At 33.7% G+C, this 23,005-nt stretch carries 29 protein-coding genes and 1 pseudogene; 10 read left to right on the plus strand and 20 right to left on the minus strand.

Going from position 1 to position 23,005, the window contains the following annotated elements; genetic code table 11:
• Positions 1-2: 2 nt before the first annotated feature.
• The 11 genes from MMJJ_RS09370 to hdrC all read right to left on the minus strand — a co-directional run bounded on the left by MMJJ_RS09370 (position 3) and on the right by hdrC (position 5,520).
• Positions 3-221, minus strand: coding sequence for a heavy-metal-associated domain-containing protein (locus MMJJ_RS09370; protein ID WP_169929110.1), 219 nt, complete (start codon positions 219-221; stop codon positions 3-5).
• Positions 222-347: 126 nt separating this feature from the next.
• Positions 348-662, minus strand: coding sequence for a divalent cation tolerance protein CutA (gene cutA / locus MMJJ_RS08355; protein ID WP_104838423.1), 315 nt, complete (start codon positions 660-662; stop codon positions 348-350).
• A gap of 24 nt (positions 663-686) precedes the next feature.
• A complete protein-coding gene (locus MMJJ_RS08360; protein ID WP_104838424.1) occupies positions 687-1,850 on the minus strand; it encodes an FprA family A-type flavoprotein in 1,164 nt (387 codons plus the stop codon).
• A gap of 37 nt (positions 1,851-1,887) precedes the next feature.
• Positions 1,888-2,238 carry a DsrE family protein gene (locus tag MMJJ_RS08365; protein WP_013999576.1) on the minus strand — a complete coding sequence of 117 codons (351 nt, stop codon included), beginning with the start codon at positions 2,236-2,238 and terminating at the stop codon, positions 1,888-1,890.
• A 35-nt stretch (positions 2,239-2,273) separates the two neighbouring features.
• Complete coding sequence (locus MMJJ_RS08370; RefSeq protein WP_011171104.1) at positions 2,274-2,462, minus strand: rubredoxin-like domain-containing protein; 189 nt, start codon at positions 2,460-2,462, stop codon at positions 2,274-2,276.
• A gap of 18 nt (positions 2,463-2,480) precedes the next feature.
• Positions 2,481-2,996: a ferritin gene (locus MMJJ_RS08375; RefSeq protein WP_104838425.1), complete on the minus strand. Its 516-nt coding sequence runs from the start codon at positions 2,994-2,996 to the stop codon at positions 2,481-2,483.
• Positions 2,997-3,018: 22 nt separating this feature from the next.
• Positions 3,019-3,285, minus strand: a complete 267-nt coding sequence (locus MMJJ_RS08380) for an MTH865 family protein (protein WP_104838426.1) — start codon at positions 3,283-3,285, stop codon at positions 3,019-3,021.
• Between the two features lie 20 nt (positions 3,286-3,305).
• Positions 3,306-3,662 carry a class II SORL domain-containing protein gene (locus MMJJ_RS08385; protein ID WP_104838427.1) on the minus strand — a complete coding sequence of 119 codons (357 nt, stop codon included), beginning with the start codon at positions 3,660-3,662 and terminating at the stop codon, positions 3,306-3,308.
• A gap of 13 nt (positions 3,663-3,675) precedes the next feature.
• Positions 3,676-3,990, minus strand: coding sequence for a carboxymuconolactone decarboxylase family protein (locus MMJJ_RS08390; protein ID WP_011171100.1), 315 nt, complete (start codon positions 3,988-3,990; stop codon positions 3,676-3,678).
• Positions 3,991-4,023: 33 nt separating this feature from the next.
• On the minus strand, positions 4,024-4,929 hold the full coding sequence (gene hdrB / locus MMJJ_RS08395; RefSeq protein ID WP_104838428.1) for a CoB--CoM heterodisulfide reductase subunit B: 906 nt from the start codon (positions 4,927-4,929) through the stop codon (positions 4,024-4,026).
• 12 nt (positions 4,930-4,941) lie between these two features.
• Entirely contained in the window at positions 4,942-5,520 is a 579-nt protein-coding gene (gene hdrC / locus MMJJ_RS08400; protein WP_011171098.1) for a CoB--CoM heterodisulfide reductase subunit C, read from the minus strand.
• Between the two features lie 227 nt (positions 5,521-5,747).
• Here hdrC and MMJJ_RS08405 point away from each other — a divergent pair, with 227 nt between their 5' ends.
• The 4 genes and pseudogenes from MMJJ_RS08405 to MMJJ_RS08420 all read left to right on the plus strand — a co-directional run bounded on the left by MMJJ_RS08405 (position 5,748) and on the right by MMJJ_RS08420 (position 9,174).
• Positions 5,748-6,875 (plus strand): hydrogenase large subunit, encoded by a 1,128-nt coding sequence (locus tag MMJJ_RS08405; protein WP_104838429.1) that lies wholly within the window; start codon positions 5,748-5,750, stop codon positions 6,873-6,875.
• Between the two features lie 59 nt (positions 6,876-6,934).
• Positions 6,935-7,297 (plus strand): CBS domain-containing protein, encoded by a 363-nt coding sequence (locus tag MMJJ_RS08410; RefSeq protein ID WP_104838430.1) that lies wholly within the window; start codon positions 6,935-6,937, stop codon positions 7,295-7,297.
• Positions 7,298-7,469: 172 nt separating this feature from the next.
• Positions 7,470-8,116, plus strand: a pseudogene (locus tag MMJJ_RS09550) (corrinoid protein).
• A complete protein-coding gene (locus MMJJ_RS08420) occupies positions 8,116-9,174 on the plus strand; it encodes a uroporphyrinogen decarboxylase family protein (protein WP_104838431.1) in 1,059 nt (352 codons plus the stop codon). Before MMJJ_RS09550 ends, MMJJ_RS08420 begins: the two are co-directional and overlap by 1 nt.
• Before the next feature lie 73 nt (positions 9,175-9,247).
• Here MMJJ_RS08420 and MMJJ_RS08425 read toward each other — a convergent pair whose 3' ends face one another.
• Positions 9,248-10,522, minus strand: coding sequence for a 3-isopropylmalate dehydratase large subunit (locus tag MMJJ_RS08425; RefSeq protein ID WP_104838432.1), 1,275 nt, complete (start codon positions 10,520-10,522; stop codon positions 9,248-9,250).
• A gap of 131 nt (positions 10,523-10,653) precedes the next feature.
• Between MMJJ_RS08425 and MMJJ_RS08430 the strand changes: the two genes are divergently transcribed.
• From MMJJ_RS08430 to purF, 3 genes are all read left to right on the plus strand, one after another.
• Entirely contained in the window at positions 10,654-10,872 is a 219-nt protein-coding gene (locus MMJJ_RS08430) for an LSm family protein (RefSeq protein WP_011171092.1), read from the plus strand.
• A gap of 76 nt (positions 10,873-10,948) precedes the next feature.
• The gene (locus MMJJ_RS08435; RefSeq protein ID WP_011171091.1) at positions 10,949-11,143 is read left to right on the plus strand and encodes a 50S ribosomal protein L37e; all 195 of its coding nucleotides are present in this window, start codon (positions 10,949-10,951) and stop codon (positions 11,141-11,143) included.
• A 174-nt stretch (positions 11,144-11,317) separates the two neighbouring features.
• Complete coding sequence (gene purF, locus MMJJ_RS08440; RefSeq protein WP_104838433.1) at positions 11,318-12,697, plus strand: amidophosphoribosyltransferase; 1,380 nt, start codon at positions 11,318-11,320, stop codon at positions 12,695-12,697.
• Between the two features lie 50 nt (positions 12,698-12,747).
• On the opposite strand, the gene minD is transcribed toward purF, so the two are convergent.
• Positions 12,748-13,536: a cell division ATPase MinD gene (gene minD, locus MMJJ_RS08445; RefSeq protein ID WP_104838434.1), complete on the minus strand. Its 789-nt coding sequence runs from the start codon at positions 13,534-13,536 to the stop codon at positions 12,748-12,750.
• A gap of 152 nt (positions 13,537-13,688) precedes the next feature.
• Here minD and MMJJ_RS08450 point away from each other — a divergent pair, with 152 nt between their 5' ends.
• Both MMJJ_RS08450 and MMJJ_RS08455 read left to right on the plus strand, forming a co-directional pair.
• Complete coding sequence (locus MMJJ_RS08450; protein WP_104838435.1) at positions 13,689-14,438, plus strand: undecaprenyl-diphosphate phosphatase; 750 nt, start codon at positions 13,689-13,691, stop codon at positions 14,436-14,438.
• Between the two features lie 27 nt (positions 14,439-14,465).
• Positions 14,466-14,834, plus strand: coding sequence for a tetratricopeptide repeat protein (locus tag MMJJ_RS08455; RefSeq protein ID WP_244901528.1), 369 nt, complete (start codon positions 14,466-14,468; stop codon positions 14,832-14,834).
• A 21-nt stretch (positions 14,835-14,855) separates the two neighbouring features.
• Here MMJJ_RS08455 and MMJJ_RS08460 read toward each other — a convergent pair whose 3' ends face one another.
• The 5 genes from MMJJ_RS08460 to thiM form a co-directional block, all read right to left on the minus strand.
• Entirely contained in the window at positions 14,856-15,566 is a 711-nt protein-coding gene (locus MMJJ_RS08460) for a metallophosphoesterase (protein ID WP_104838437.1), read from the minus strand.
• Positions 15,567-15,568: 2 nt separating this feature from the next.
• Positions 15,569-18,193 carry an ATP-dependent helicase gene (locus MMJJ_RS08465; RefSeq protein WP_104838438.1) on the minus strand — a complete coding sequence of 875 codons (2,625 nt, stop codon included), beginning with the start codon at positions 18,191-18,193 and terminating at the stop codon, positions 15,569-15,571.
• Between the two features lie 207 nt (positions 18,194-18,400).
• Complete coding sequence (locus tag MMJJ_RS08470; protein WP_104838439.1) at positions 18,401-18,646, minus strand: 4Fe-4S dicluster domain-containing protein; 246 nt, start codon at positions 18,644-18,646, stop codon at positions 18,401-18,403.
• 175 nt (positions 18,647-18,821) lie between these two features.
• Positions 18,822-19,445, minus strand: a complete 624-nt coding sequence (gene thiE, locus MMJJ_RS08475) for a thiamine phosphate synthase (protein WP_104838440.1) — start codon at positions 19,443-19,445, stop codon at positions 18,822-18,824.
• Positions 19,435-20,235, minus strand: a complete 801-nt coding sequence (gene thiM / locus MMJJ_RS08480; RefSeq protein ID WP_104838441.1) for a hydroxyethylthiazole kinase — start codon at positions 20,233-20,235, stop codon at positions 19,435-19,437. Before thiM ends, thiE begins: the two co-directional genes overlap by 11 nt.
• Before the next feature lie 204 nt (positions 20,236-20,439).
• Between thiM and MMJJ_RS08485 the strand changes: the two genes are divergently transcribed.
• Entirely contained in the window at positions 20,440-20,862 is a 423-nt protein-coding gene (locus tag MMJJ_RS08485) for an AsnC family transcriptional regulator (RefSeq protein WP_104838442.1), read from the plus strand.
• Between the two features lie 199 nt (positions 20,863-21,061).
• Here the strand turns inward: MMJJ_RS08485 and MMJJ_RS08490 are convergent, their stop codons facing one another.
• A complete protein-coding gene (locus tag MMJJ_RS08490; RefSeq protein ID WP_104838443.1) occupies positions 21,062-21,481 on the minus strand; it encodes a ferritin-like domain-containing protein in 420 nt (139 codons plus the stop codon).
• A gap of 185 nt (positions 21,482-21,666) precedes the next feature.
• Positions 21,667-22,887: an FprA family A-type flavoprotein gene (locus MMJJ_RS08495; protein ID WP_104838444.1), complete on the minus strand. Its 1,221-nt coding sequence runs from the start codon at positions 22,885-22,887 to the stop codon at positions 21,667-21,669.
• Between the last annotated feature and the right edge of the window lie 118 nt (positions 22,888-23,005).

Here is a 23,005-nt window from a genome sequence, read left to right on the forward strand (position 1 = left end):
GTTTAATTAGCCAATTTTTCTGCAGGATATAGCTCAAAAGCTTCATTTTTTAAAATTTCTTCTTCATTCACTATTTTTTCATCGTAAGTTATAATTCCAATACCTGCTTCTAAGTCGATATCAACATTTATTACGCCTTCAAGCTCACTTAAAAGATTTTTAATGGTTTTTACACACATCTGGCAACTCATTCCAGTTATTTTTAATTTTAATTCCTCCATCCGATTCACCACACAAAATTTAATTAAATATATTATGATTGTGCAACTATATAACACTTCCATATATATCAACAATAAACTAAAAAATTATCGTTAGTTTGGGAATAAAATGTTAAAAAAGATTGATTATTTAATAATATTAAGAATCCAATTTTTGAATTCATCATTTGAATCATCGATATTTATTTTTAAGATTGCAGGAGTTTCAAGAGGATGAATTTCATTAATCATATCTTTTAATGAAATCCATCTGTTTTCGGTAGTTTTTAAAAATGCACCGATTTCTGTATTTATTGAAACGTCACCATCGTTAAAATAGTGTGCTTCATGCTCTCTTAAGTTTGCGCAGGCTATCATTTTTTTCTCCAAAAGATAACCTACAATAGATTTTGCAGTTTCAAAGTTTGGAAATGTTGTATAAACAAGAGTTGGTTTTTCCATAATATTGCCCCCCCAATATTTTTATTACATTTCAGCAAGTTTTTTTCCAAATTCTTGACATTTTTTAAGGTGTTTTTCATTGGGAACAAATCTACATGTTAGGCATTCGTCATCCACGGTGTCAAAAGATAATATGTCAAAAGTATTTTTAATATGTTTTGTAGCACTTTCTGCCCAACCGTAAGAACCAAAAGCAGCCGCAATTTTTTTGTTTGGTTTTAAACCTTCCATGTATTTTAAAAATCTGGCGACTTCAGGGTATAAATTAATATTAAGAGTTGGGGATCCCACAAGCACGTATTTTGCATCCAAAATTTCAGCTATTATTTTACTTACTGGAGTTTTAGATATTTTAAAAACTTTAACTTCAACACCGCTTTCAATTAATCCTTCTGCAATAGCAAGTCCGATTTTTTCAGTTGAGCTGTACATTGTGTCGTATACAATAACAGCCTTATTAATAACGTTGTTTGATGCAAATTCTAGATATTTTTCTTTAATTTTTGAAATATTTTCTTTCCAGATGATGCCATGTGACGGGCATATTAAATCTGTTTCAAGAGTATCGACCGTTTTAACTGCATTTGGAATAAGCGTCCTGTATGGAAGCAGTATGTTTGCAAAGTACTCTTTTGCAGAATCCAGCGCATAATCGATTTCAAAGTCAAACCTTTCACTTGATGCTATGTGCTGGCCGAATGCATCGTTTGAGAAGAGTATTTTATCTTCGGGGCAGTAAGTTACCATGTTGTCAGGCCAGTGAAGCATTGGAGTTTTGACAAACGTTAAATTTCTTTTTCCAATATTTACTGAATCTCCAGAATCAACGATTATATATTCCCAATCTTTTGTATTGTAGTGTAATTCAAGATGTTCTTTTGCTTTCTGGTTTGTTATAATTTTAGCTTTTGAAATTTCCATGATTTTTTCTAAAGAACTGCTGTGGTCCATTTCAACGTGGTTTACCACAATATAGTCTATTTTTTCAGGATCGACGACTTTTTTAATTCTCCCGTAAAATTCATCAAAAAGATATTTTTTTACAGTATCTATTAAAACAATTTTTTCATCTTTAATAAGATACGAATTGTAGCTGGAACCGTCTTTAGTTTCATAGCCGTGAAATTCTCTGATATTCCAGTCGATCGCCCCTACCCAATAGACGCCTTCTTTTAAAGTAAATGCCATAAAATACACCTAAAAAAAGTTAAATAAAAGTAATAGATTAAAATTCGATGACTTTGTAGTCGCTATCGAGATATTTCTTAAGACTGATATGCCCATGAAGGTCATTTTCAATTTTTATTTTTCCTTTAATACTATCTAAAACACCAAACATATTAGAACATGCTTCACAAGCTATAAAATTATCTTTCAGGGCTTCAACATGACTTTTTAAAGGATGGTCTTCTTTTAATAGTTCATTGAACCATTTTACGGCCTCTCCTTCAAAAACTATTTTTACATCGTCCCCTTTTTCTTTCATCTCTTTTGCAAAGAGAAGTGCGTGAAATATTACTGGAACGTATGGTTTTCCACCTTTATCGTAAGTAAATATCAAAAAACAAGTTTTCATTATTATCCCCCTAAAAAAATTAAATAATGAATGAATTATAGTCTGCTTTCTTCCTGCCTTCTTCCAGCAATTTTTGGATCGTAGCCTTCAAATCCACATTCTGGAGTATAACAGCTTACATCGTAAAATGTACAGATTTCTCCGCAGTTTGGACATTTTTCAGGAACTTTTCCAGCTTCGCCTTCAAATATGTATCCGCAGTTTGAACATTTCCACCATACCATATCTTTCACCTAATCGAATTATTCATTAGTTTCACTTTGAGGCGGCGTTCTGACTCTTTGACTGAGTTCACCGTCGAGTACCATCAGGTAATTTATATCTCCGCCTGTTAGTTTCAATTTATCAAGAACATCTCTAAATGAAGATTCTTCTTCAATCTGTTCATTTACGAACCACTGGAGCATTGAAATTGCTGCATAATCTTTTACTTCATGTGCAATATCCATTAATTTGTGAATTCTTTGTGTAACGTACTTTTCATGGGTAAGCCCATTTTCAAAGACGTCTATAATAGAATTCCATCTTGGCTCAGGTTTATCAATTGCACCCAACTCAAGAGTTTCGCCCATGCTGTGTATGTAATTATAAAATTTCATTGCATGGTCAAGTTCTTCCTGAGATTGAACAATAAACCAGTTCGAAATTCCTTTGAATCCATTGGATTCTGCATAATTTGACATTGCAAGATATAGGTATGCTGAATAGAATTCTTTATTGATCTGTTCTTCTATTTCGCATCTTAATTTACCATCCATATTTAAACCCCCGTTATATGGACTATTTAATACTGCAACTTTTAGAAAGTTTCACTGCCAGATCTTCTGAATTTTTTATCGGAAAATCATTATCATTTACAAATTTAACAAGTTCTCCCGCTTCTATTTCCCCACAAGGCATTGAAATTCCACAGGGCAGTGCACTTCCAAGTTCAACTTTATTTTTTATTGGAAATACTTCTTTGTCTTTAAAGTAATCAGCCAACGCTAATTTGAAATTTTCAATATCTTTTAGCGCTTCGCCAAGAGGATGGTTTGTAGTAATCATTAAATCACCAAATCTGGTTTTTATTCAATTATTACTTCTTTTTCGTATTTCCAAAGCCCATGAAGGTTGCAAAACATTGTTGCAACGAGTTTAATCGTTCTACCTTTGTGTTCTTCATTTGGAGCTTTTATATTTACTACAACATCTGGTTTGGAGTGCTGTGTTAGCTGAACTCTTAAAAGAGGGTACTCTTCTACATTTAGTTCAATAAACTGGATGAAGTGCCCGTCTTCCATTGGATGTTCTACCCCTGCAGTATGGATTTTTACTTCGTAGATTTCATCGGGTTTAACTGAAGTTTTGCATTCTATCATTGGAACGTGTTTTTTTTCAAAATCAGTTCCTTCTTTAAGTGTTTGAGCACTTACGCAGCTCATTATATCTCCCCATTTATAATTTGCTAACTACTTTCATAGCTTTTGTAAATGCAGGCATTCCTGAAGTTAATAATACAACCCGCAATGCATCAACTATTTCTTCTTTAGTTATTTTTAATTCATTCATTCCGCTTCTCATCTGCTTTTCTGTCGCAGTTTCATCCCCTGTCGCTGCAACAATTCCAATAGCAATCAATTTTTGAGTTTTGTAGTCCAAAACTTTTCCAGTGTATGCTGCTTTATTCAATCCGACAACTGCATCGTAAATGTCTGGGTAGTCATCTTTTACAAATTTCATTCCTTCTCCGAAAAAAATACCTTCTTTCATAAAATCCCCTCCGTCTAAGGATTAAATATTATTTTATTCCATATTTATTCCAAGCTTTTCAAGTAGCGGGTCTGCAGGAATAAAGTGGAGATCAAGCGCAACTTCTTTTGGAGTCATACCCATTGCCATACCAAGTAATTGGGCATAGTGAATAACGGGTAACTTGTATTCTCGTCCAAAAGTTTCTTTCATTTCAATCTGACCCCGGTCAAACTGTAAATGGCAGAATGGACATACTTCCGTTACACAATCGCCCCCTGCTGCGATTATATTTTTTACTTTGGTTTCAGCCATTTCAAGCGCAACTTCTGGGTTTCTAGCCCTTACTCCACCACCTGCTCCACAACACATATTTTTGTCTTTATAGTATATTGACTTTGCCCCGATTGCTTCGACAAGTCCGTCAAGTGATTTTGGAACCTCTGAACTTTCAATATGCTTTACATCAGTAGGCTTTAAGTAGTGGCAACCATAGTGAACTGCAACATTAATGTCGAGCGGCCTTTCTACTCTTTCAGCAATTTTTTCAGGGCTGTACTCAAAATAAAGTACTTCCGTTAAGTGCCGTACTCTTGATTTTCCAGTATATTCAAGGCCGTGCTTTGATAACACTTCATTTACCTTATTTCTTGCATTTTCATTATCCTGCAGGATGTGGTTTGCTTCAAATAACGAGCCGTAGCATCCGTTACATATTGTTAAAATGTCCAGATCGGCCTGTTCTGCCATTACAATATTTCTTGCAGCAATTGTAAGCCAGGTCATTAAGTCAAAAGAACCAAATACTCCCGGTGCAGGACAGCAAGAAGCCTGTTCAAATGGGTGCAATTGTATTCCAAGTTTATCTAGTGCTTTATAGGTTGCACTTTCAATTCCGGGATACCTATTTGGTGCAATGCATCCTAAAAAAAACATGTATTCAAAATCAGTTTCACTCATCCTACTTCACCCCTATTCCTCAGATTTTTGAACATTTAGTGGTTCTAAGTCCATAGTTTCTCTACAAATTCCAACTTTTTTACAGAAATTAAGGTCTTCCATGATATCCCTTACAATTTCCAAAGCTTCGGGGTATTTGTGGGTTGTTGGAGGTATTTCAGTTAATCCAATTGCAAGCCTTGCTTTTTTGATTTCGTCATTAACGGGAACAGCATGCCCGGTTTTAAATACAAGCAGGCTGGTTTTCCTGTGTGGTTCTGCAATGTATCCTTTTTCAGCAGCGATATTTCTTATAATTTTAATAATATCAGTTATTTTTACTTCCCTTGGGCATTTTTCGTAGCATTCATAGCACGTAGTGCACATCCACAGGTCATCACCTGATAAAATACTGTCAATTCCTGCAAGTGCACTTCTTATTAATTTTCTCGTCCTGAGTGCGGTTATTCTGCCGCTAGGGCATGCCCCAGTACACGTTCCGCACTGGTAACATTTTTGAAAAGAAGACGCATGATCTCCGAATATCCATTCTCCAGATTCAATAATCTGTTTTGGAAAATCAGGATTAAATTCACTAGATTTTAAAACCATTCGATTTCACCTCCCCGGTATAATTTAATCTTTGTTTTAAAACTTGATATATATTTGCACGTTTGACGTATATATTATACAGCAGTAAAATAGAGAAAACAAATAATCATTAATAATATAAGTACAGATGACTAGTTACTAATTATCATAATTGATAATGATATTTCTAAATTTTAAATTATCAAAATCAGGATTCATTTAATTTATTTTTGAAAAAGGGAAAAATCATGTACGAAGGAGAAATTGCAATCGGGCCAGTGCACTCTACAATGCTTGAACCTCACAGGCTGAGATTATTTATTGAAGATGAGATAGTAAAAGATGCAGAACTTACAATTGGTGTAAATCATAGGGGCGTTGAACGATTAATGGAAGGCCTTCCTGTTGAAAAAGCATGTATTTTATGCGAAAAAATCTGCGGAATCTGTTCACACATTCACCTCTGGAGTGCGGCAAGGCTTGTTGAAATCGGGTGCAACATCGAAATTCCAGAACGTGCAAACCACATAAGAATTATCGTGGAAGAATTAGAGCGACTTCATTCTCATACATTACTTTTTGGACACGCTTTTGAAATATTGGGCCATGAAACAATGTCTATGAGATGTTTCATGTTAAGAGAACCAATCATGCAGGTATTTTTTGAAATTTCAGGAAGCAGGGTTCACTATTCATGCCCGATAATTGGCGGAATCAGACCAAGATGTAATATTTCAGATACTCAGATTCCACATATACTTGAAAAAGTTTCAAAATATGAGGAAGGCTTGAATAAATTTCTTGAAAGAATGTTAAATGACCCGATGATTATTTCAAGAGTAAAAGATGTTGGAGTAATGGATAGAAAAACCGCTGCAAAATTCCACGCAGTAGGGCCTACTGCAAGAGGTAGCAACGTGAAATCCGACATGAGAAAGTGGGGGTGGGTTCCAGAATATGATCCATACGACTTTGACGAAATATTATTTGACAGCGGAGATGTTTTTGCAAGGCTTGCTGTTAGGTTTTACGAGTGCCTTGAAAGTGTTAAAATTATAAGGCAGGCGCTTGATGCTTTAAAAGACACTGCAGACAAAAGAATCTACAATCCAAATTACGAATTACACGAATTTAAGCCGATAAACTGCTACACCGAAGCTCAAAGGGGAGAGCAGTACTATTCATACGGATTGGATGATGAAGGGCTTGTAAGGCAGGCAAAAATCAGGACTCCAACTGCAACAAATCTTGGTGCAATGGAAGATATTGTAAAAGGATACCACGTAAGTGATGCAGAATTAATAATTGCAAGTTGCGATCCTTGTTTTACATGTACTGATAGGTTGATGGTTTTAAAGGAACCATTTAAGAAATAGGCACATTAAATAATAAGTATATAATAATCAATCTTTTTTATACTGTTTCTGGTGGTTTTATGATTGTAAAAGAAGTCATGAACGAAAATTTTTTAAACGTTTCTCCAAGCGATATTGTAGGGGGAGTAGTTCAGTCGTTATATAAAAATAAAAAAAGCTATGCACCTGTAATTGAAGATGGGGAACTTGTTGGATGGGTTACTGCACTAGATTTACTCACGGGGTGCAAACACGTTAAAGTGGAAGAAGCAATGTTATTTTTAGATGAAATTAAAACGATAAATCCGAACGATGAATTATCTGACGAATTAATTTCTGAAATAATAGAAAATGAAGTTTTTGCGTATCCTGTTGTTGAAAATGATAAAATTGTTGGAACTTTGAGTTCTTTTGATATTTTGAAAAAATTAACCTCCAAATAAAAATTCTTTTTTTATTGTATTTTGAACTGTTTAAACTCTTTTTTCTGTTTAATTATATTAGGTATTAGATTTTTTAAGATATATACTATAAATTAAGTTTTTTAATCGATATAGTGAATAAATTAATATAATATATGTTTCCGATATAAGATTGAAACCCCGAGGTGAGGTTATGACTAAAGAAAAAATGTTAAAAGAGATTGCAGAAAATCTTGTTGAAATGGAGCCTGAAAATGTTGTAAAACTGTGCAATGAAGCACTTAATTTGGGAATTTTACCTGAAGAAATTATTGACAATGGATTAATTGCAGGGATGGATGAAGTAGGTAAGCTTTACGAAGAAGAAGAATATTTTGTTCCAGAAGTATTAATCTGTGCAGATGCACTTTATGCCGGGCTTGACGTTGTAAAACCCCATATTACAACAGAAGACGCAACAAAACCAATAAAAGTTGTTATCGGGGTAGTTCAAGGGGATACTCACGATATAGGTAAAATCTTGTAAAAATTATGATGGGTGCATCAGGAATTGAAGTATACGACCTTGGAAGGGATGTTCCGTTAGAACTCTTTGTCGAAAAAGCCGAAGAAATTGGTGCAGATTTTATCGGAATGTCAACTTTAATGACAACGACAATGGATGGAATGGAAAAAGTAATCAAAATGCTCGAAGAAAAAGGACTTAGGGATAAATACAAAGTATTTATCGGTGGAGGACCTATTTCACAAAGTTTTGCGGATAGAATTGGGGCCGATATATATACAAACACTGCAAACGAAGCAGTAAGGCGCGTAAAAGAAGTTTACGAGGGATTGTAATGGAAATAAAAAAAGATATAATGACTTCTAAAGAAAGAGTTGCAGCATTTTTGGAAGGAAAACCTTTAGATCGAATAGTTGCGATGCCAATAGTTACTTCAAACACGGCACAGCTAATTGGTAAATCTCAAAAAGATTTCCAGTTAAATTCTGAAGTGATGACAAAATCACACATTGCAGGTTTTGAGAAATTTGGATATGATTTGCTTTATCTATTTACAAATTGTTCATATCTTGCAGAAGCAATGGGTCAGAAATTAGTTTATTTTGAAAATGAACCTGCAAGCTGTAGGGATCCCGTTGTGAAAACACCCGAAGATATTTCAAAAATAAATGTTGCAGAAGGTTACGAAGCAAACTTACCTGTATACTACGAAGCTATCGAAATGATTCAAAAAGAAATAGGGGATCAAGTAAATGTTGCAGTCTGTTTTTCAGGGCCTTTTTCAACAGCTTCAACTTTGAGAGGACACGAACAATTCATAAAAGATACATACAATAACCCCGAATTATGTCACGAATTAATGAAAATGGCAACAGAAAGTGCAAAAAACTTTATAACTGAAGTTGTAAAGCGAGGTGCAATTCCAATTATTCTTGAACCGCTTTCATCAGGAAGTCTAATAAGTCCAAGATCATTTAAACAGTTTTCAAAACCCTACATAACCGAGCTCGTTGAACACGCACACGAGTTGGGAACTATTATTCCACTGCATATCTGTGAAAAAACAACAAAAATAATAGATCAAATGTCAGAAACAGGTGCAGATGTATTGAGTATTGATCTGTGTGATCTTGAGGTTGCAAAGGAAAAAGTTTCTGGAAAATCTGTAATTCTTGGAAACGTAAGTCCTTCTGATGATCTGCTTTTTGGTCCTGTAGAAAGGATTCATGAAACATGTAAAAATTTAATCGAAATAATGGATGGATTCAAACCAGGATTTATTCTTTCAACAGGCTGTGAAACATCTGATAAAGTTCCTATGGAAAATATTCAAGCTTTGATGGATTCAGCAAGATATTATGGAGTAAATGAAGATTTTCAAAACCAAGTTTAATAATTAATAAAAAATTCCTTTTTTCTTTTTAATTTAAAATTTAAAAAAGCAGAAAAATAATATTTTAATAAGATTAGAGATCTCTTGGATCAACAATTTCTCCTTTAACAGCACATGCTGCAGCAGTAATTGGTGATGCAAGGTATACGTCTGATTCTAACGAACCTTCTCTTCCTCTGAAGTTTCTGTTTGATGTTGCAATTCCAACTTCTCCAGGGCCTAAGAGTCCGTATAATGCACCCATACATGCAGAACATGATGGATTTGTTACAACACAGCCGTACTGGTAGAATTTTTTAATTAATCCTTCATCAATAGCTTCAAGCATAATGCTTCTTGATGCAGGGGTTACAACGACTCTGATATCTTTTGAAATTCCGCCGTGTTTTTCAATGACGTTTAAAGCAGCTCTCAAATCTTCAAGTCTTCCGTTTGTACATGAACCAATAAATACTTGATCAATTGGAGTTCCTGCAACTTCTCTTACTGCTTTTACATTGTCCACGTTGTGCGGGCATGCCATAACGGGTTCAAGGTTGCTTACATCGATTTCGAATTTTTCTTCAAATTCTGCATCTTTATCTCCAAGAACTAATTCGAATGGTTTTGCGGTGTTGTTAGCTTCCATTGCATTTTTTACATAATTAATTGTTTTGTCGTCAGGAGCAATCAATCCTGCTTTTCCGCCCATTTCGATAGCCATGTTTGACATTGTCATTCTTGATGCAATAGTCATGTTATCCACTGTGTTTCCGGCAAACTGTGCAGCTTTGTATGTCGCACCATCAGCTCCAACCATTCCAATAATGCTCAAAATTACATCTTTTGACATTACTTCTGGTTTTAATTCTCCCGTGATATTAAAGTAAAGTGTTTCGGGAACTTTAAACCATAATTCGCCAGTTGCAAATGCAGCAGCCATGTCGGTACTTCCAATTCCTGTTGCAAATGCACCAAATGCACCGTACGTACAGGTGTGGCTGTCTGCACCAACTACAACAGTTCCTGGAACTATGTGACCTTTTTCAGGCAATACCTGGTGGCAAACTCCTTCTCTAATATCATAGAAGTGTTTGATATTTTGTTCTTTTACAAAGTTTCTCATTAATATATGATTTTCAGCAGCGTTGATGCTATCAGCAGGTATCTGGTGGTCGAATGGAATCACAATCTTTTCATTGTCCCAAACTTTTGAAATACCTTCTTTTTTTAATGTATTTACTGAAAGCGGGCCTGTAATATCGTGGACCATCGCGGTTTCTACTTTAGCCATAACGATGTCTCCAGGTGAAACCTCTGAGTTACCTGAAGCTTTTGCCAAAATTTTTTCAGCTAGGGTCATTGCCATGTTTATACCTCCATATAGCACCATATGACAAATAAGACGTACTTACTTGGAAAGTATTATATAGCAGAACTATTTATTTATTTCTACGAATTAGAATTAGCAGTTGTTTTTTTATTATGCGAGGTGCGAATATGATGGATACACAAAGACCATTAGACGCTTTAGGTAAATCAATTAACACAAACGTAACAGTTTACTTAAAAGATGGTAAAGTTGTTAAAGGAAGATTAAAAGCATACGACTTACACATGAACGTTGCTTTAGAAAATGCTAAAATTGAAAACGATGAAGAAAAAGAATTCCCAATGCTGGTTGTAAGGGGAGACAACGTACTCTACGTTTCATTATAATTCCTTTGATTCAACAGTTAATTTTTTATGTGATCTCGATATATGGAATAAGGTAAAGATAAACACGGTGAAGTAAATGACAAAAGGAACACCATCCCAAGGTAAACACAATAAAGGTTCAAACCATATTGTATGCAGAAGATGTGGAAGAAGAGCATTCCACGTAAGAAAAAAAGTATGTGCAGCATGCGGATTTGGTAGAAGCTCAAAAATCAAAAGATTTGCATGGCAATGGAAAAAAGTGACCGGAAAAGGAAATAGAGTAAAATAACATACCCACTTTCTTTTTTATTACTTAAAATAATTATCTAAACCATCTTTTTTATTACTCGTTTAAACTCAATTTTTGTAACACTTATATACCAGTTCAATTTAGTTATTCTATCGATATTTATCAACATTCTACGAATAGTATATAATCTATTAATTTGATTTTGTGATAATCATGTGTGGTATCTTTGGAATTTATTCTCATGAAAAAAGTAACATTGTAAAAAAAGTGTACTATGGTCTTTACGCACTTCAACACAGGGGGCAAGAGGGTGCTGGAATTGCTGTTGGGAACGGTAAAGAAATAGGATTCTATAAGGGATTGGGATTGGTTCCAGAAGTATTTTCAAACAAGGAATTACAAAATTTGTACGGGCACATCGGCGTTGGCCATGTAAGGTACTCTACAACCGGCAGAAATACAATTGAGAACTGTCAGCCATTTGTTGTAAACAGTTCTTTTGGAAAAATTGCAATTACCCACAATGGAGATATTGTAAATTCAAAAGAATTAAAACATGAACTCGAAAAAAAGGGACATATCTTTGTTTCTACAACAGATTCCGAAGTTATTGCTCAACTTCTGGTTCGAGAACTTTTAAAAAATGATGACATTATTACTGCAGTTACAAACGTGACGCAAAAATTAAACGGTGCTTACTCTCTTTTAATTATCTATGACGATACATTGATTGCAATAAGGGATCCAAACGGATTTAAGCCGTTATGCATTGGAAAAGATGATGGAGCATACTATTTTAGTTCTGAAAGCTGTGCTCTTGACATTGTTGATGTTGAATTTGAAAGGGACGTTGCCCCTGGAGAAATGGTTGTTGTAGACCAAAATGGACTTAACACCTACAAACTACCAAATGCAAAAGAAAAAGCATCTTCTTGTATGTTTGAATACGTTTATTTTGCAAGACCTGATTCCGTAATTGATGGGGTAAGCGTTTACGAAGTAAGAAGAAATATTGGAAAAATTTTAGCAAGGGAAACTCCTGAAGAAGTCGATATTGTATCCCCAGTTCCTGATTCAGGAATTATTTTTTCACAAGGATACACCGAAGAAGCAGAAGTTCCTTACTACGAAGCTTTAATTAAAAATAGGTATATTGGAAGAACATTTATCCTTCCAACGCAGGAAGAACGAGATCTTGCGGTAAGATTGAAGTTAAACCCTGTAAAATACCTTTTAAAAGATAAAAAGGTCATGTTGATTGACGACAGTATCGTTCGTGGAACTACATCTGGAAAAATAATGAAGATGGCTAAAAAAGCGGGTGCAAAAGAGGTTCACTTAAGAATTGGATCCCCAAGAATTGTTTCACCATGTTTTTATGGAATAGACATGGCTACAACAAAGGAATTAATTGCAAATTCAAAAACTGACGAAGAAATAGCTGAAATGATTGGCGCAGATTCTGTAGCATACTTAAGTATTGAAGGATTAGTCGAAGCAATTGGAAGAGATGACCTTTGTTTAGCATGTTTAAACGAAGAATATCCAACAGATGTTTCATGTAAATTTGAATGCGGAAATTGCAAAAAATAAAATTTTAATTTCTATTTTTTTAATATTTTAAAAATTTAAAAAAAGAGTAATTATTTCTTAAATTTTGAAAAAATGCTTCTTTTTAATTTTTCAAAGAAACTTTCATTATAAATTTCTTCAATTTTCCCAATATCAACGTATGATCCTGTAACTTTTAGTGCAAGTTCAGTATATGCTTTTGAAGAAGGGCATCTGGGATTGTATTCAATTACATCCATTTTTTTAAGGGTTGAATTTCTGATATTTTCATCTTCTGGGATCAATCCAACAATTTTTTCTTCCAAAATCATTTCAATTTCGTCAGGTCCCATTTCACCGAAATCTTTTCCAGTTCTATTTAATACAATTCCCATTACATTGGTTCCTGCCATTTCACTGCTTTCTTTAATTTTCATCGCATCAGCAATTGAAAAAAGTTCAGGAGTCACCACAAGTAGGATTTTATCTGCAATTGCAAGGTGAATTGCCATGTCTTTGTTCAAACCTGCTGGAGCATCAATAATTACGTAATCGTATTCATCAGCAATTTCATTTATTACATCAGGGAATAAATCGAGGTCTGATTTTTTGTAGCCTGCAATAGAAAGGCTTGCTGGGAGTACAAATGCACCAGTTCTATGTTCGTAAATTGCATCTCTTACAGAACACTCTTCTGCGAGAACTTCATGAATGGAGGGTCTCTTTTTTTCAAAATCAAATATTAGCCCCAAATTGGCCATTGAGATATCCCCATCAATTACAATAGTTTTTTTGCCGAGTTTGGAAAGCGCAACCGCTAAATTTGCAGATGTTGTCGTTTTTCCAACTCCACCTTTTCCAGAAGCTACCGTAATAATCATGAAATCACCAAATAAAACAAAATAAATCGTGTAATTAACTACTTATTATTTAATTTAAAGTATTTGTATTTAGTTATTTGTAACGGAAAAAAGTATTTAATCAAACAGTTACTATTCAATAGAAAGTCAAGTTAATAATCAGGTTATAAAAAATGGAAGAATTAATTCTTGGAATAGTTCAAGGACTTACCGAATTTTTACCGATCTCAAGTTCTGGACACCTTGCTATATTTACTGCAATTTTTAACAGTACTCCGGATGTCGGTTATTTTGCATTTTTACACCTTGCAACGTTTTTGGCGGTTTTAATTTTTGTAAAAGCGGAAGTTTTTGAAATAGTAAATGGAATTACAAAAAAAGAAAAGGAATACCTAAACCTTGCATCAAAACTTGTTATATCAACAATCCCTGCAGTTTTTGTCGGACTATTTTTTGGAGATTTTATAGAATCAGTTTTTTCATCAACCTTATTAATTGGGGTTTTTTTATCAATTACTGGAATATTAATGCTTCTTTCAGATAATTTAAATAAAAACCTAAAAACAATTAAATCTATTCCCTATCTTGATGCACTTATTATCGGAGTATTTCAAGCCTTTTCAGTGCTTCCAGGAATTTCAAGAAGCGGAACAACACTTTTTGCAGCGCTTTTTTTAGGTATAAACAAAGAAGATGCTGTAAAATATTCATTTTTAATGAGTCTTCCAGTAACCTTTGGTGCCGGGATATTAGAACTTCAAAAAATAACTTTTTCATCAGAACAGGTACTTGGATTTGTTATTTCATTTTTAACCGGACTTTTAGGGTTATATCTGGTTAAAAAAATGGTAATTGGTGGAAAACTTAAAATTTTTGGATATTACTGCTTTTTAGCGTCATTTTTTGTAATAATGTTTCTATAGAATAATTGATAAAAATTGAGGGATATTTTGAAAAAAGAATTGATATTACTTGGTATTTTAATTTCGATAGTATTTGCAGGATGTGTTGATCAAAACCCTGAAGAATATTATTTAGAAGGTGTTTTACAGTACGATGCTGGAAATTATACTGAATCGATAGATTTATTTGAAAAAGCAATTCAATTGGACCCCGAAGAATCGAAATATTGGCTCATGAAGGGAAAAGCGCTCTATAATTTGGAAAGATACGAAGAAGCAGTTGATTGCTACAATTATGTCATAAATGTAATTGAAGATGAATACAATAAAGATGTTTGGGCTGCAAAAGCAGACGCTTTAAGGTATATTGAAGGAAAAGAAGTCGAAGCAGAAATCGCTGAAGCAAGAGCAAAATAGATCATAAATAGAAATCTAAAATTAAAGGAATTTTTCAATTTTTGAAAGATCTGGAAATTTTAAAACTTCTTCCCCAATAATAATTGGAAAAATATCTTCTTTTTTAACTTTTTTTAAGTAGGGCGACATGAAGTTGCTTTCAAGTTCGTTTATCTTGACACCTGACGCAATGTGTGAAAATGCAGGTGCTACAAGTATTTTAAAATCATTTTGAACGATTTCAAGATAGCTTGGAAATCTCTGCTTATTTATTTCTAAAACGGGGTGCTCATGACCCATGATTAAAAGATCAAAGTTAAACTCAACATCAAATGGTTTATCCCCATGGACCATTAAAATCTTATCCTCAAGCAAATAATCTAAAATTTTAAAATTCGTATTTTCTTTTAGTATGTATTCGAGCATTATGTCATGATTTCCGCGAATTACGATTATTTCATAATTTGTTAAAAGAGAATTCAATTCTTTAATGGTTTCATAAACTTTATATGGAACTTTTTGAAAGTGGTGGAGAAAATCTCCTAAGAAAACTAATTTTTCAGGTTTGAATTCAACTATTAAATTTTTAATTCGTTTCAGAAGTTCTTTTTTTTCATTCAAGGGGAATAAAACACCGGTTCGTCGAATAAATTCTTCCATTCCAACGTGGACATCTGCAAGTATTAAAATTTTATTTTCTTCTAAAAATACTGCATTATCTTTAAACTGGATTTCATGCCCATTTATTTCCATAATTATTCCTCAAGCGAAATTCCCTTTTCGTATTCAATCATTTTGATAACCATCTGGTGGAACTCTTTTAAAAGTTGGTTTTTGTTTTCTGCAAGAACTGAATCGCTCGCAGTAAGTGTTGCGATTCCAAAGCTCATTGGAGTTGGAATTGGAACTTCGATTACATTAATTTTTAATTTTCCGTTTCTAATTTCGCCCAGAACTTCACGAATATTGTCAAGTTCAAGTGAATCTTCAATAATTTCCCGCAGTGTTTCTTCAAGTGGCGCAAATCTGTCAAGGCTTTTTGCGTAGCTTATTAAAATATCCGCACTAACCTGCTGTTTTTTTGCAGATTTTTTATGCCCAATATAATTTCTCAAAATCATGAGGCTTCTTGTTGCATTTATCCTGAACATTCTTTTTAACAGGTTTGTTCCATCAAGAGCCTGTTTTAATACATCTTTTATATTTTCTGGAGTTAATGATCGAACTGCACTTTCAATATCGACTTTTTGATTTTTTGCAAATTCTAATGAAAATCCTGTATCCGAAATACTTACCAAAACTCCAAGTTTGTACTGTTTACTCAAGGCATAAGCCACAGCTCTGCTAAATCCATCGTTAAATTTCCTTCCATAATTGCTGTGGAAATAGTAGTGCATTTTTTTGTCGAAAATATGGCCTTCTACAACCATTTTATTTAATGTGCTGACGCTATCGTTTCCTTTGTATAATATCTGTTCATTAAAAAGCCCGTAGAGACTTTTCGTAGCATTTGAATCAAGCGGATATTCATTCAAAAGGTCAAGAAGTCTACCTGCGTTGTATTTTGAAACAGCTTCTTTTTTAAAAAGAAGGATATTTCTTCCAAGGTCGTAGCTTAAAGGCAGTCTTTCGGAGTACCAGCTAGGAATATTTGGCCTTTCGCTTGTTTTATCGACATAAACTTTACTTCCACGCCGGTATTGAAATTTAAGATGTTCTCCACCAAGTGTAAATACATCGCCCTTTTCAAGCCGGTCTAAATACTGCTCATCAAGTTTTCCAATCCAAATCGTGGTCCCCCTAAGATAAACGTCACAACTGAAATCGTCCGGAATTGTACCAATATTCATGTAATAAATTGCTCTTGCAGTTTTTCCGGTTTTTCCAATCATTTGAGTGTCTGGGTCGTACCATATTTTTGAATATATCCTTTTTTCATCCATTCCTGCGTATGATGCAGTCATGTAATTTAAAAGGATTTTAAACTCCTCATCAGTAATATCGTGGTAATTATAGCTTCTTCTAACAATATTTTTTACTCTTTCAAGTTCAATATATCCGTTAATCGCAATCCCATAAATATGCTGTATCAAAACGTCAAGCGGGCCTTTTGGAATGTGTACTTTATCGATAAATCCATCCATCGCTTTTTTTAGCATTACGGCACATTCTAAAAGTTCATCTCGGTCAAGTGCAATTATTCTGCCCTTTGCAACTTTTCCAATTCCGTGTCCTGCCCGCCCAATTCTTTGAAGCATTGTTTTAACACTTTTTGGGCTTCCAATCTGTACAACGAGGTCGATATATGGCATATCAATTCCAAGTTCAAGACTGCTGCTAGTTGTAGCAAATTTAAGATTTCCGCTTTTTAACTTTTCTTCGAGTTCAAGCCTTTTTTCTTTGGATAAACTTCCGTGATGGCATCCGCTATTTGTTTCATCGTACTTTTCAGGATAACGCTTTCTAAGATTGTATAATACCCTTTCAGCACCGCCTCTTGTATTTGTAAATATGAGGGTATTTTCATGAGTCTGGATCAATCTATCGAGTTTTTCGTAGAGTTTTTCAGAAATTTCTTTTGGAGTTTTATTTATTAAATCATCAACTGGACACAGTAATTTTAAATCATAGCTTCTGACAAACCTTGTATCGACAATTTCAACGGGCCTTTTGTATCCATCGTCATAGTATCCCCCAAGGTAATCTGCAACCATTTCTAATGGTTCAACTGTTGCACTGCATCCAATTCTTAAGAATTCCTGATTAGTAATTTCTCGAAGTCTTTCAAGGCTTATACTTAAATGAACTCCCCTTTTATTGTCTGCAAGTGCGTGGATTTCATCAATAATTACCCACTGAACTGTTTTTAATTTTTCTTTAAATTTTGGGGAATTTAATATGATTGCAAGCGTTTCTGGAGTTGTATTTAAAATATGGGGTGTTTTTTTAAGCATTTTTGATTTTTCATAGTTTGAAGTATCCCCATGTCTTATTGCATGTCTAATTCCAGTAATTTCATTTCCTTCTTCTTTTAAAATTTCTTTGATTTCAGTTAATGGTTCATCCAAATTTACGTGGATGTCGTTTGCAAGGCTTTTTAACGGGCTGATGTATAAGCAATAGATACTATTTTGTAGTCCTTCTTCTTTTTCAATTCTAAAAAGTTCGTTTATAATTGCAATAAAACTGCTGAGTGTTTTTCCACTTCCTGTTGGACTGCAAATTAACGTATTTCTTCCAAAATGTATCTTTGGAATTGCAAGTCTTTGAGGGGGGGTAAAATATCCATTATTGATTGATTTATAGGCTTCAAACTTATTTAACCACCACTTTTTAACTGCAGGTTCAAATAAATCTAATATTTCCCCATCATTTTTCAACCCAAATGGATATTCTGGATTTTTTAAATTTTTTGAAGTAGTTGATTGGATAATATCACCGTAAAAATATGGTGTAAATCTGTAAATTTTTAAGTCTAATTTTTAAATTTGGAGGGTTTTAAAATTGATCTGAAAATAACTATTGACAAAAGTGTTTTGAAATATTGTTATATGTATTTTTGGATTCATTAAAAAAGTTGAATGAAATCACTGGAATTTTTCTTTTAATTTGTTTAACTGCTTTTCAAGAATATGCCTTTTCAAATTAACCTGTATTGCACCAACAGGGCATGCTGCAACGCAAATTTTACAGTTGTGACAATCTGAAACATCAAATGCATAATATTTTCCGTCTTTATCTTTTTTATAAATTCTAGGGCCTTTTGGACACTTATCGTAACATTTACCGCAACCAGTGCATTTTTCCTTATCAACGATAATTTCTACAGTCATAACTCTCACGTTTGAAATTTTCTGAATTTTAACAGATTTAGTTCTAATTAATAATGGCATTGAAATATATTTAACACTATCCTTCCTAAAATCGTCAAAATATCTAAAAATAGTTCAGAAAACGTCCCCCTAGGGAATATGGTTTTTTAAATTAACTTAAAAAAATGAAAAATAATTATTTTATGTGTTTTTTAATTAGTTCATTCATGTTTTCCGCAGATTTTAAAATGTTTTCTGCACCAACAATTGCTGAAACAACAGCAACACCCGATACACCGCATTTTAATACATTTTCAACGTTTGAATGATTAATGCCGCCAATTGCAACAATTGGGAGTTTGGCAATTTTTGAAATGTTTTTTAATCCATTAATTCCTAAGTCTCTTGCATCAAGTTTAGTGTTTGTCGAATAAACCGCACCAACTCCTAAATAATCAGCACCTTCTGATTCTGCAGTTTTCATCTCATCGAGGTTGTATGCGGACGCTCCAATTATTAAATTAGGTGCAATTTCTTTAATTTTTGAAACAGGCATATCATCAATTCCAACGTGGATTCCATCAGCATTTACGGCCTGTGCTACATCGAGCCTGTCGTTTACAAAAAACAAGGCATCGTATTCAGAAGTTAATTTTCTGAGTTTATTTCCAACTTCAATCATTTTACGAGTATTTGAAGTTTTCATTCGAAGTTGGATTGAAGTAGCACCCCCTTTTAGGGATTCTTCAACAGATATAACTTCATCTGAATAATTACTGTCAGTTATTACGTAAAATTTTAATTTATCCTTAAATTTCAAATTTATTCACCTTAGCTTTTTCTAAAACTAATTTTTCATCGATTCTGTATAGCCAGTCGTATACTTTTGCCTGAAATGTTCCTGGATACGGTGCTTCATTAAATGCCATTTCAGCAGAAATTCCGTAAACTACAAGTCCGCTTACCGCAGCTTTCAGTGGATCATCGACTGCGGAAAATGCACCAATAATTGATGTAGTTGCACAGCCAGTTCCAGTAACTTTTGAAAGCATGGAATGCCCATTTGAAATTGCATAAATTTCTTTTCCATTGCTTACATGATCAACCGGGCCAGTTACTGCTGAAACCGTGTTGAATTCTTTTGCAGCATTTTTAGAAAGTTCGATAGCTTCGTTGTTATCGTATGCAGCACTATCTACTCCTCTTGTTTTTCCGTGTTCCCCTAAAACTGCGGCAATTTCACCAAAATTTCCCCTTAAAACTGAAATATCTGCAAAGTCGAGTATTTTTAAAGCTGTTTTTGTTCTTAATTTGGTAGCTCCTGCACCCACTGGATCGAGAATTATTGGTTTTTTAAGGTCACTTGCAATTTTTGCAGCTTTTTCCATTGATGGAATCCAGTATTCGTCAAGAGTTCCAATGTTTACTACTAATGCGCTTGCAATTGAAACCATTTCTTCTAATTCATCTATTGCATGGGCCATTACTGGAGAAGCACCAAGTGCCAAAAGTGAATTTGCAGTAGAGTTCATTACCACGTAATTTGTAATGTTTTGAACGAGCGGGTTTGTTTCCCTTAATTTTGTAAGATTTTTTGCTACAAAGTCCATTTTTTCACCGATTTTCACCAAATTATCATTTAATAAAAACATCCATATATTTAAAAACATGCCGGTAAAAAAGTTTCCGAAAAAATTATAAATTTGTCAGATATCTATCATAATTATAAAGTATAACGTATATATATAGGTTGATATCAATATAAAAAACGATGAAATAAGGATGTTTTTATTATAAATAAACCGGTGAAAACAATGGATGAAAAAGACATGAAAATACTCGACTTTTTAATAACTGATGGAAGAAAACCTTTTACTGAGATTGCAAAGGAATTAAAGACAAGTGAAAGTTCAGTTAGAAAAAGAGTTAAGAAAATGGAAGAAGAAGGGGTTATAAAAGGATACTCAGTAATGGTCGACACTCCAAAGATGGGGTACAATGTTGTTGCACAAACCGGATTTGATACAAACCCTGAAGATTTTTTAGCGGTTGCACAGGAACTCTGTAAATTTGAAGAAGTAAAAAAGGTCTTTACTTCAACAGGGGATCACATGATAATGACTGAAATCTGGGCGAAAGATGGAAAAGAACTTTCAGAAATTATATTTAATAAAATTGGAAAAATTAAGGGAATTAAAAAGGTCTGCCCAGCAATTATTTTAGAACAGTTGAAATAAACAACTTATTTTGATCAACTTTCACTCGCAAATTTTCAATTTGTGGTGCCGACAAATCTTTGATTTGTACGGTTTAAAAGGTTGAAAGTATGTCCTGCAATTATATTGGAGCAATTAAAATAATTATTTTAAAATTTTATTAATTTTTTAAAAAATATAAAAAAAGTTTTGATCAACTGTTTAAAAAAGATTAAAAGAATTATTTAAAGTATCTATCTAAAATTCCTTTTAACATTTTAGCGTGTCTAGCTTCGTCTCTTGAGCTTTCTTCAAAGAAATCATGAATGTTTTCAAGGCCTTCTTTTTCAGCTAAATCTGCAGCTGCTTTTTTTTCGTTGTTAGCCATAGTTTCGCCTTCAAACATCATTTCAAGGTTTTCTTTTAGCGTAGCTTTAATTACTCCGTTCATTTCTACAAATTTTGAAGCATGTTCTGCTTCTTCAAATGCAATCGATTTTAAAACTTCTGCAATTTCTGGGAAACCTTCTCTTTGTGCTTGTCTTGCCATTGCAAGGTACATTCCAACTTCCATACATTCTCCTTTAACGTTTCCGCCAACTTCTTTTTCAAGTGCAGTACCTTTTGAAATTCCGATTTTGTGTTCGTTTATAAGTTCCATAATTTTCACCGTATATCGTTATATATTTTGAAATTTACTTCTATTTTTAATTTCAAAATTTTTATTGTTTTTTTCTAGTATAAAAAGTATATTTTAGGTTTTATCTTAAATTATAATGTATTTACTGGTATATTACTTTAATTAGATATATTTATTAATTTCTGTTCAGGTGTATCAATTTCATATTATTTTAGTTTCATTCCAAGTCTTTTTCCTGCGTTGTAGCATTTTTCAAGTTCTCCTTCTTCAGGAACGTAAAGTACTTCGTAAGAATCATCAAGGACTTCAAATCCACATTCTTTTAAATCATTTCCAATAAGTTTCGTAGCTCCACCTCGTCCACCCATAGAACCAAAGGTTAAAGCCAATTTTTTAAATCCGGTTCTATCAAATCTAAGTCCCCTTAAATAGTACATTAAATCCCCGATACTTGGGAACGGCTGATCATTAATTGTCGGAATTCCAAATAAAACTGCTTTACTGTCAAGAATATCTTTTACAATTTCACTTCTTTCATCACTGTGTAAGTTATAAATTACAACTTCAATTCCTTCTGCTAAAAGACCTTCTGCAAACGCGTGAGCCATCTTTTGAGTTGAATAGTGCATTGTGTCATACACAATTGTAGCTTTGTTTTTGCACTGTCCTGTTGCAAAATTTTGGTATGCAGAAATTACTTTCATTGGATCAGTCCAGATCTGGCCGTGGGAAGGTGCGATCATCGTTATTTTTTCAAGTAATCCTAACGAAATTACTTCGTTAAATTTCTTCAAAACGAGTTTTGAGAGCGGAGTAATTAAGTTTGCATAGAATTTCTGGTTTGCATCCATAAGGATATTTTCAGGAATTTCGTTATCAAATCTTTTGGTAAGGCACAAGTGCTGGCCAAATGCATCGTTTGAGAATAAAATTCCTTCTTCACCGTAAAGTGTAAACATGCTGTCAGGCCAGTGTAAAAGTGGAGCTTCCAAGAATGTAAGTGTTTTTCCGCCTAAATCGACACTTTCAAGAGATTTTATAACTTTAAATGGTGCATCTTTAAGTCCTGCGTAGTGTTTTTTCAAACCTTCAACTGCAACTTCGGTACAGTAGATTGGAGCATCTGGAAATTTCTTGGTAATTTCAACGAGAGCTCCACTATGGTCTTTTTCAACGTGATTTTGAACAATTACATCGATATTGAATTCTCTTCCTTCCTTTTCAAAGGCGTTTTTAATTCTTCCCCACATCTGGGCAGAGGTTCCAGGATATACATTATCAATCACTGCAACCTTTTCATCCCCAAATACAAGGTACGCGTTATATGTAGTTCCTTTTAATGTATAGCCGTGGTATGATCGGATATCCCAGTCATAAGTTCCAACCCAGTAGACTCCATCGCTAATTTTCACTGCATCTGCTTTCATGAAAATGCCCTCCAAAATTTGGATAAGAATTGAGTTATTGATATTATAATTTATAAAAAGAATCTATTTATATAATTTTATATTTAGAATTACTATTTCATCAAAAGAGGTAAAATTA

It is taken from the genome of Methanococcus maripaludis (assembly GCF_002945325.1).
GTDB classification, from domain to species: domain Archaea; phylum AGJL01; class Methanococci; order Methanococcales; family Methanococcaceae; genus Methanococcus; species Methanococcus maripaludis.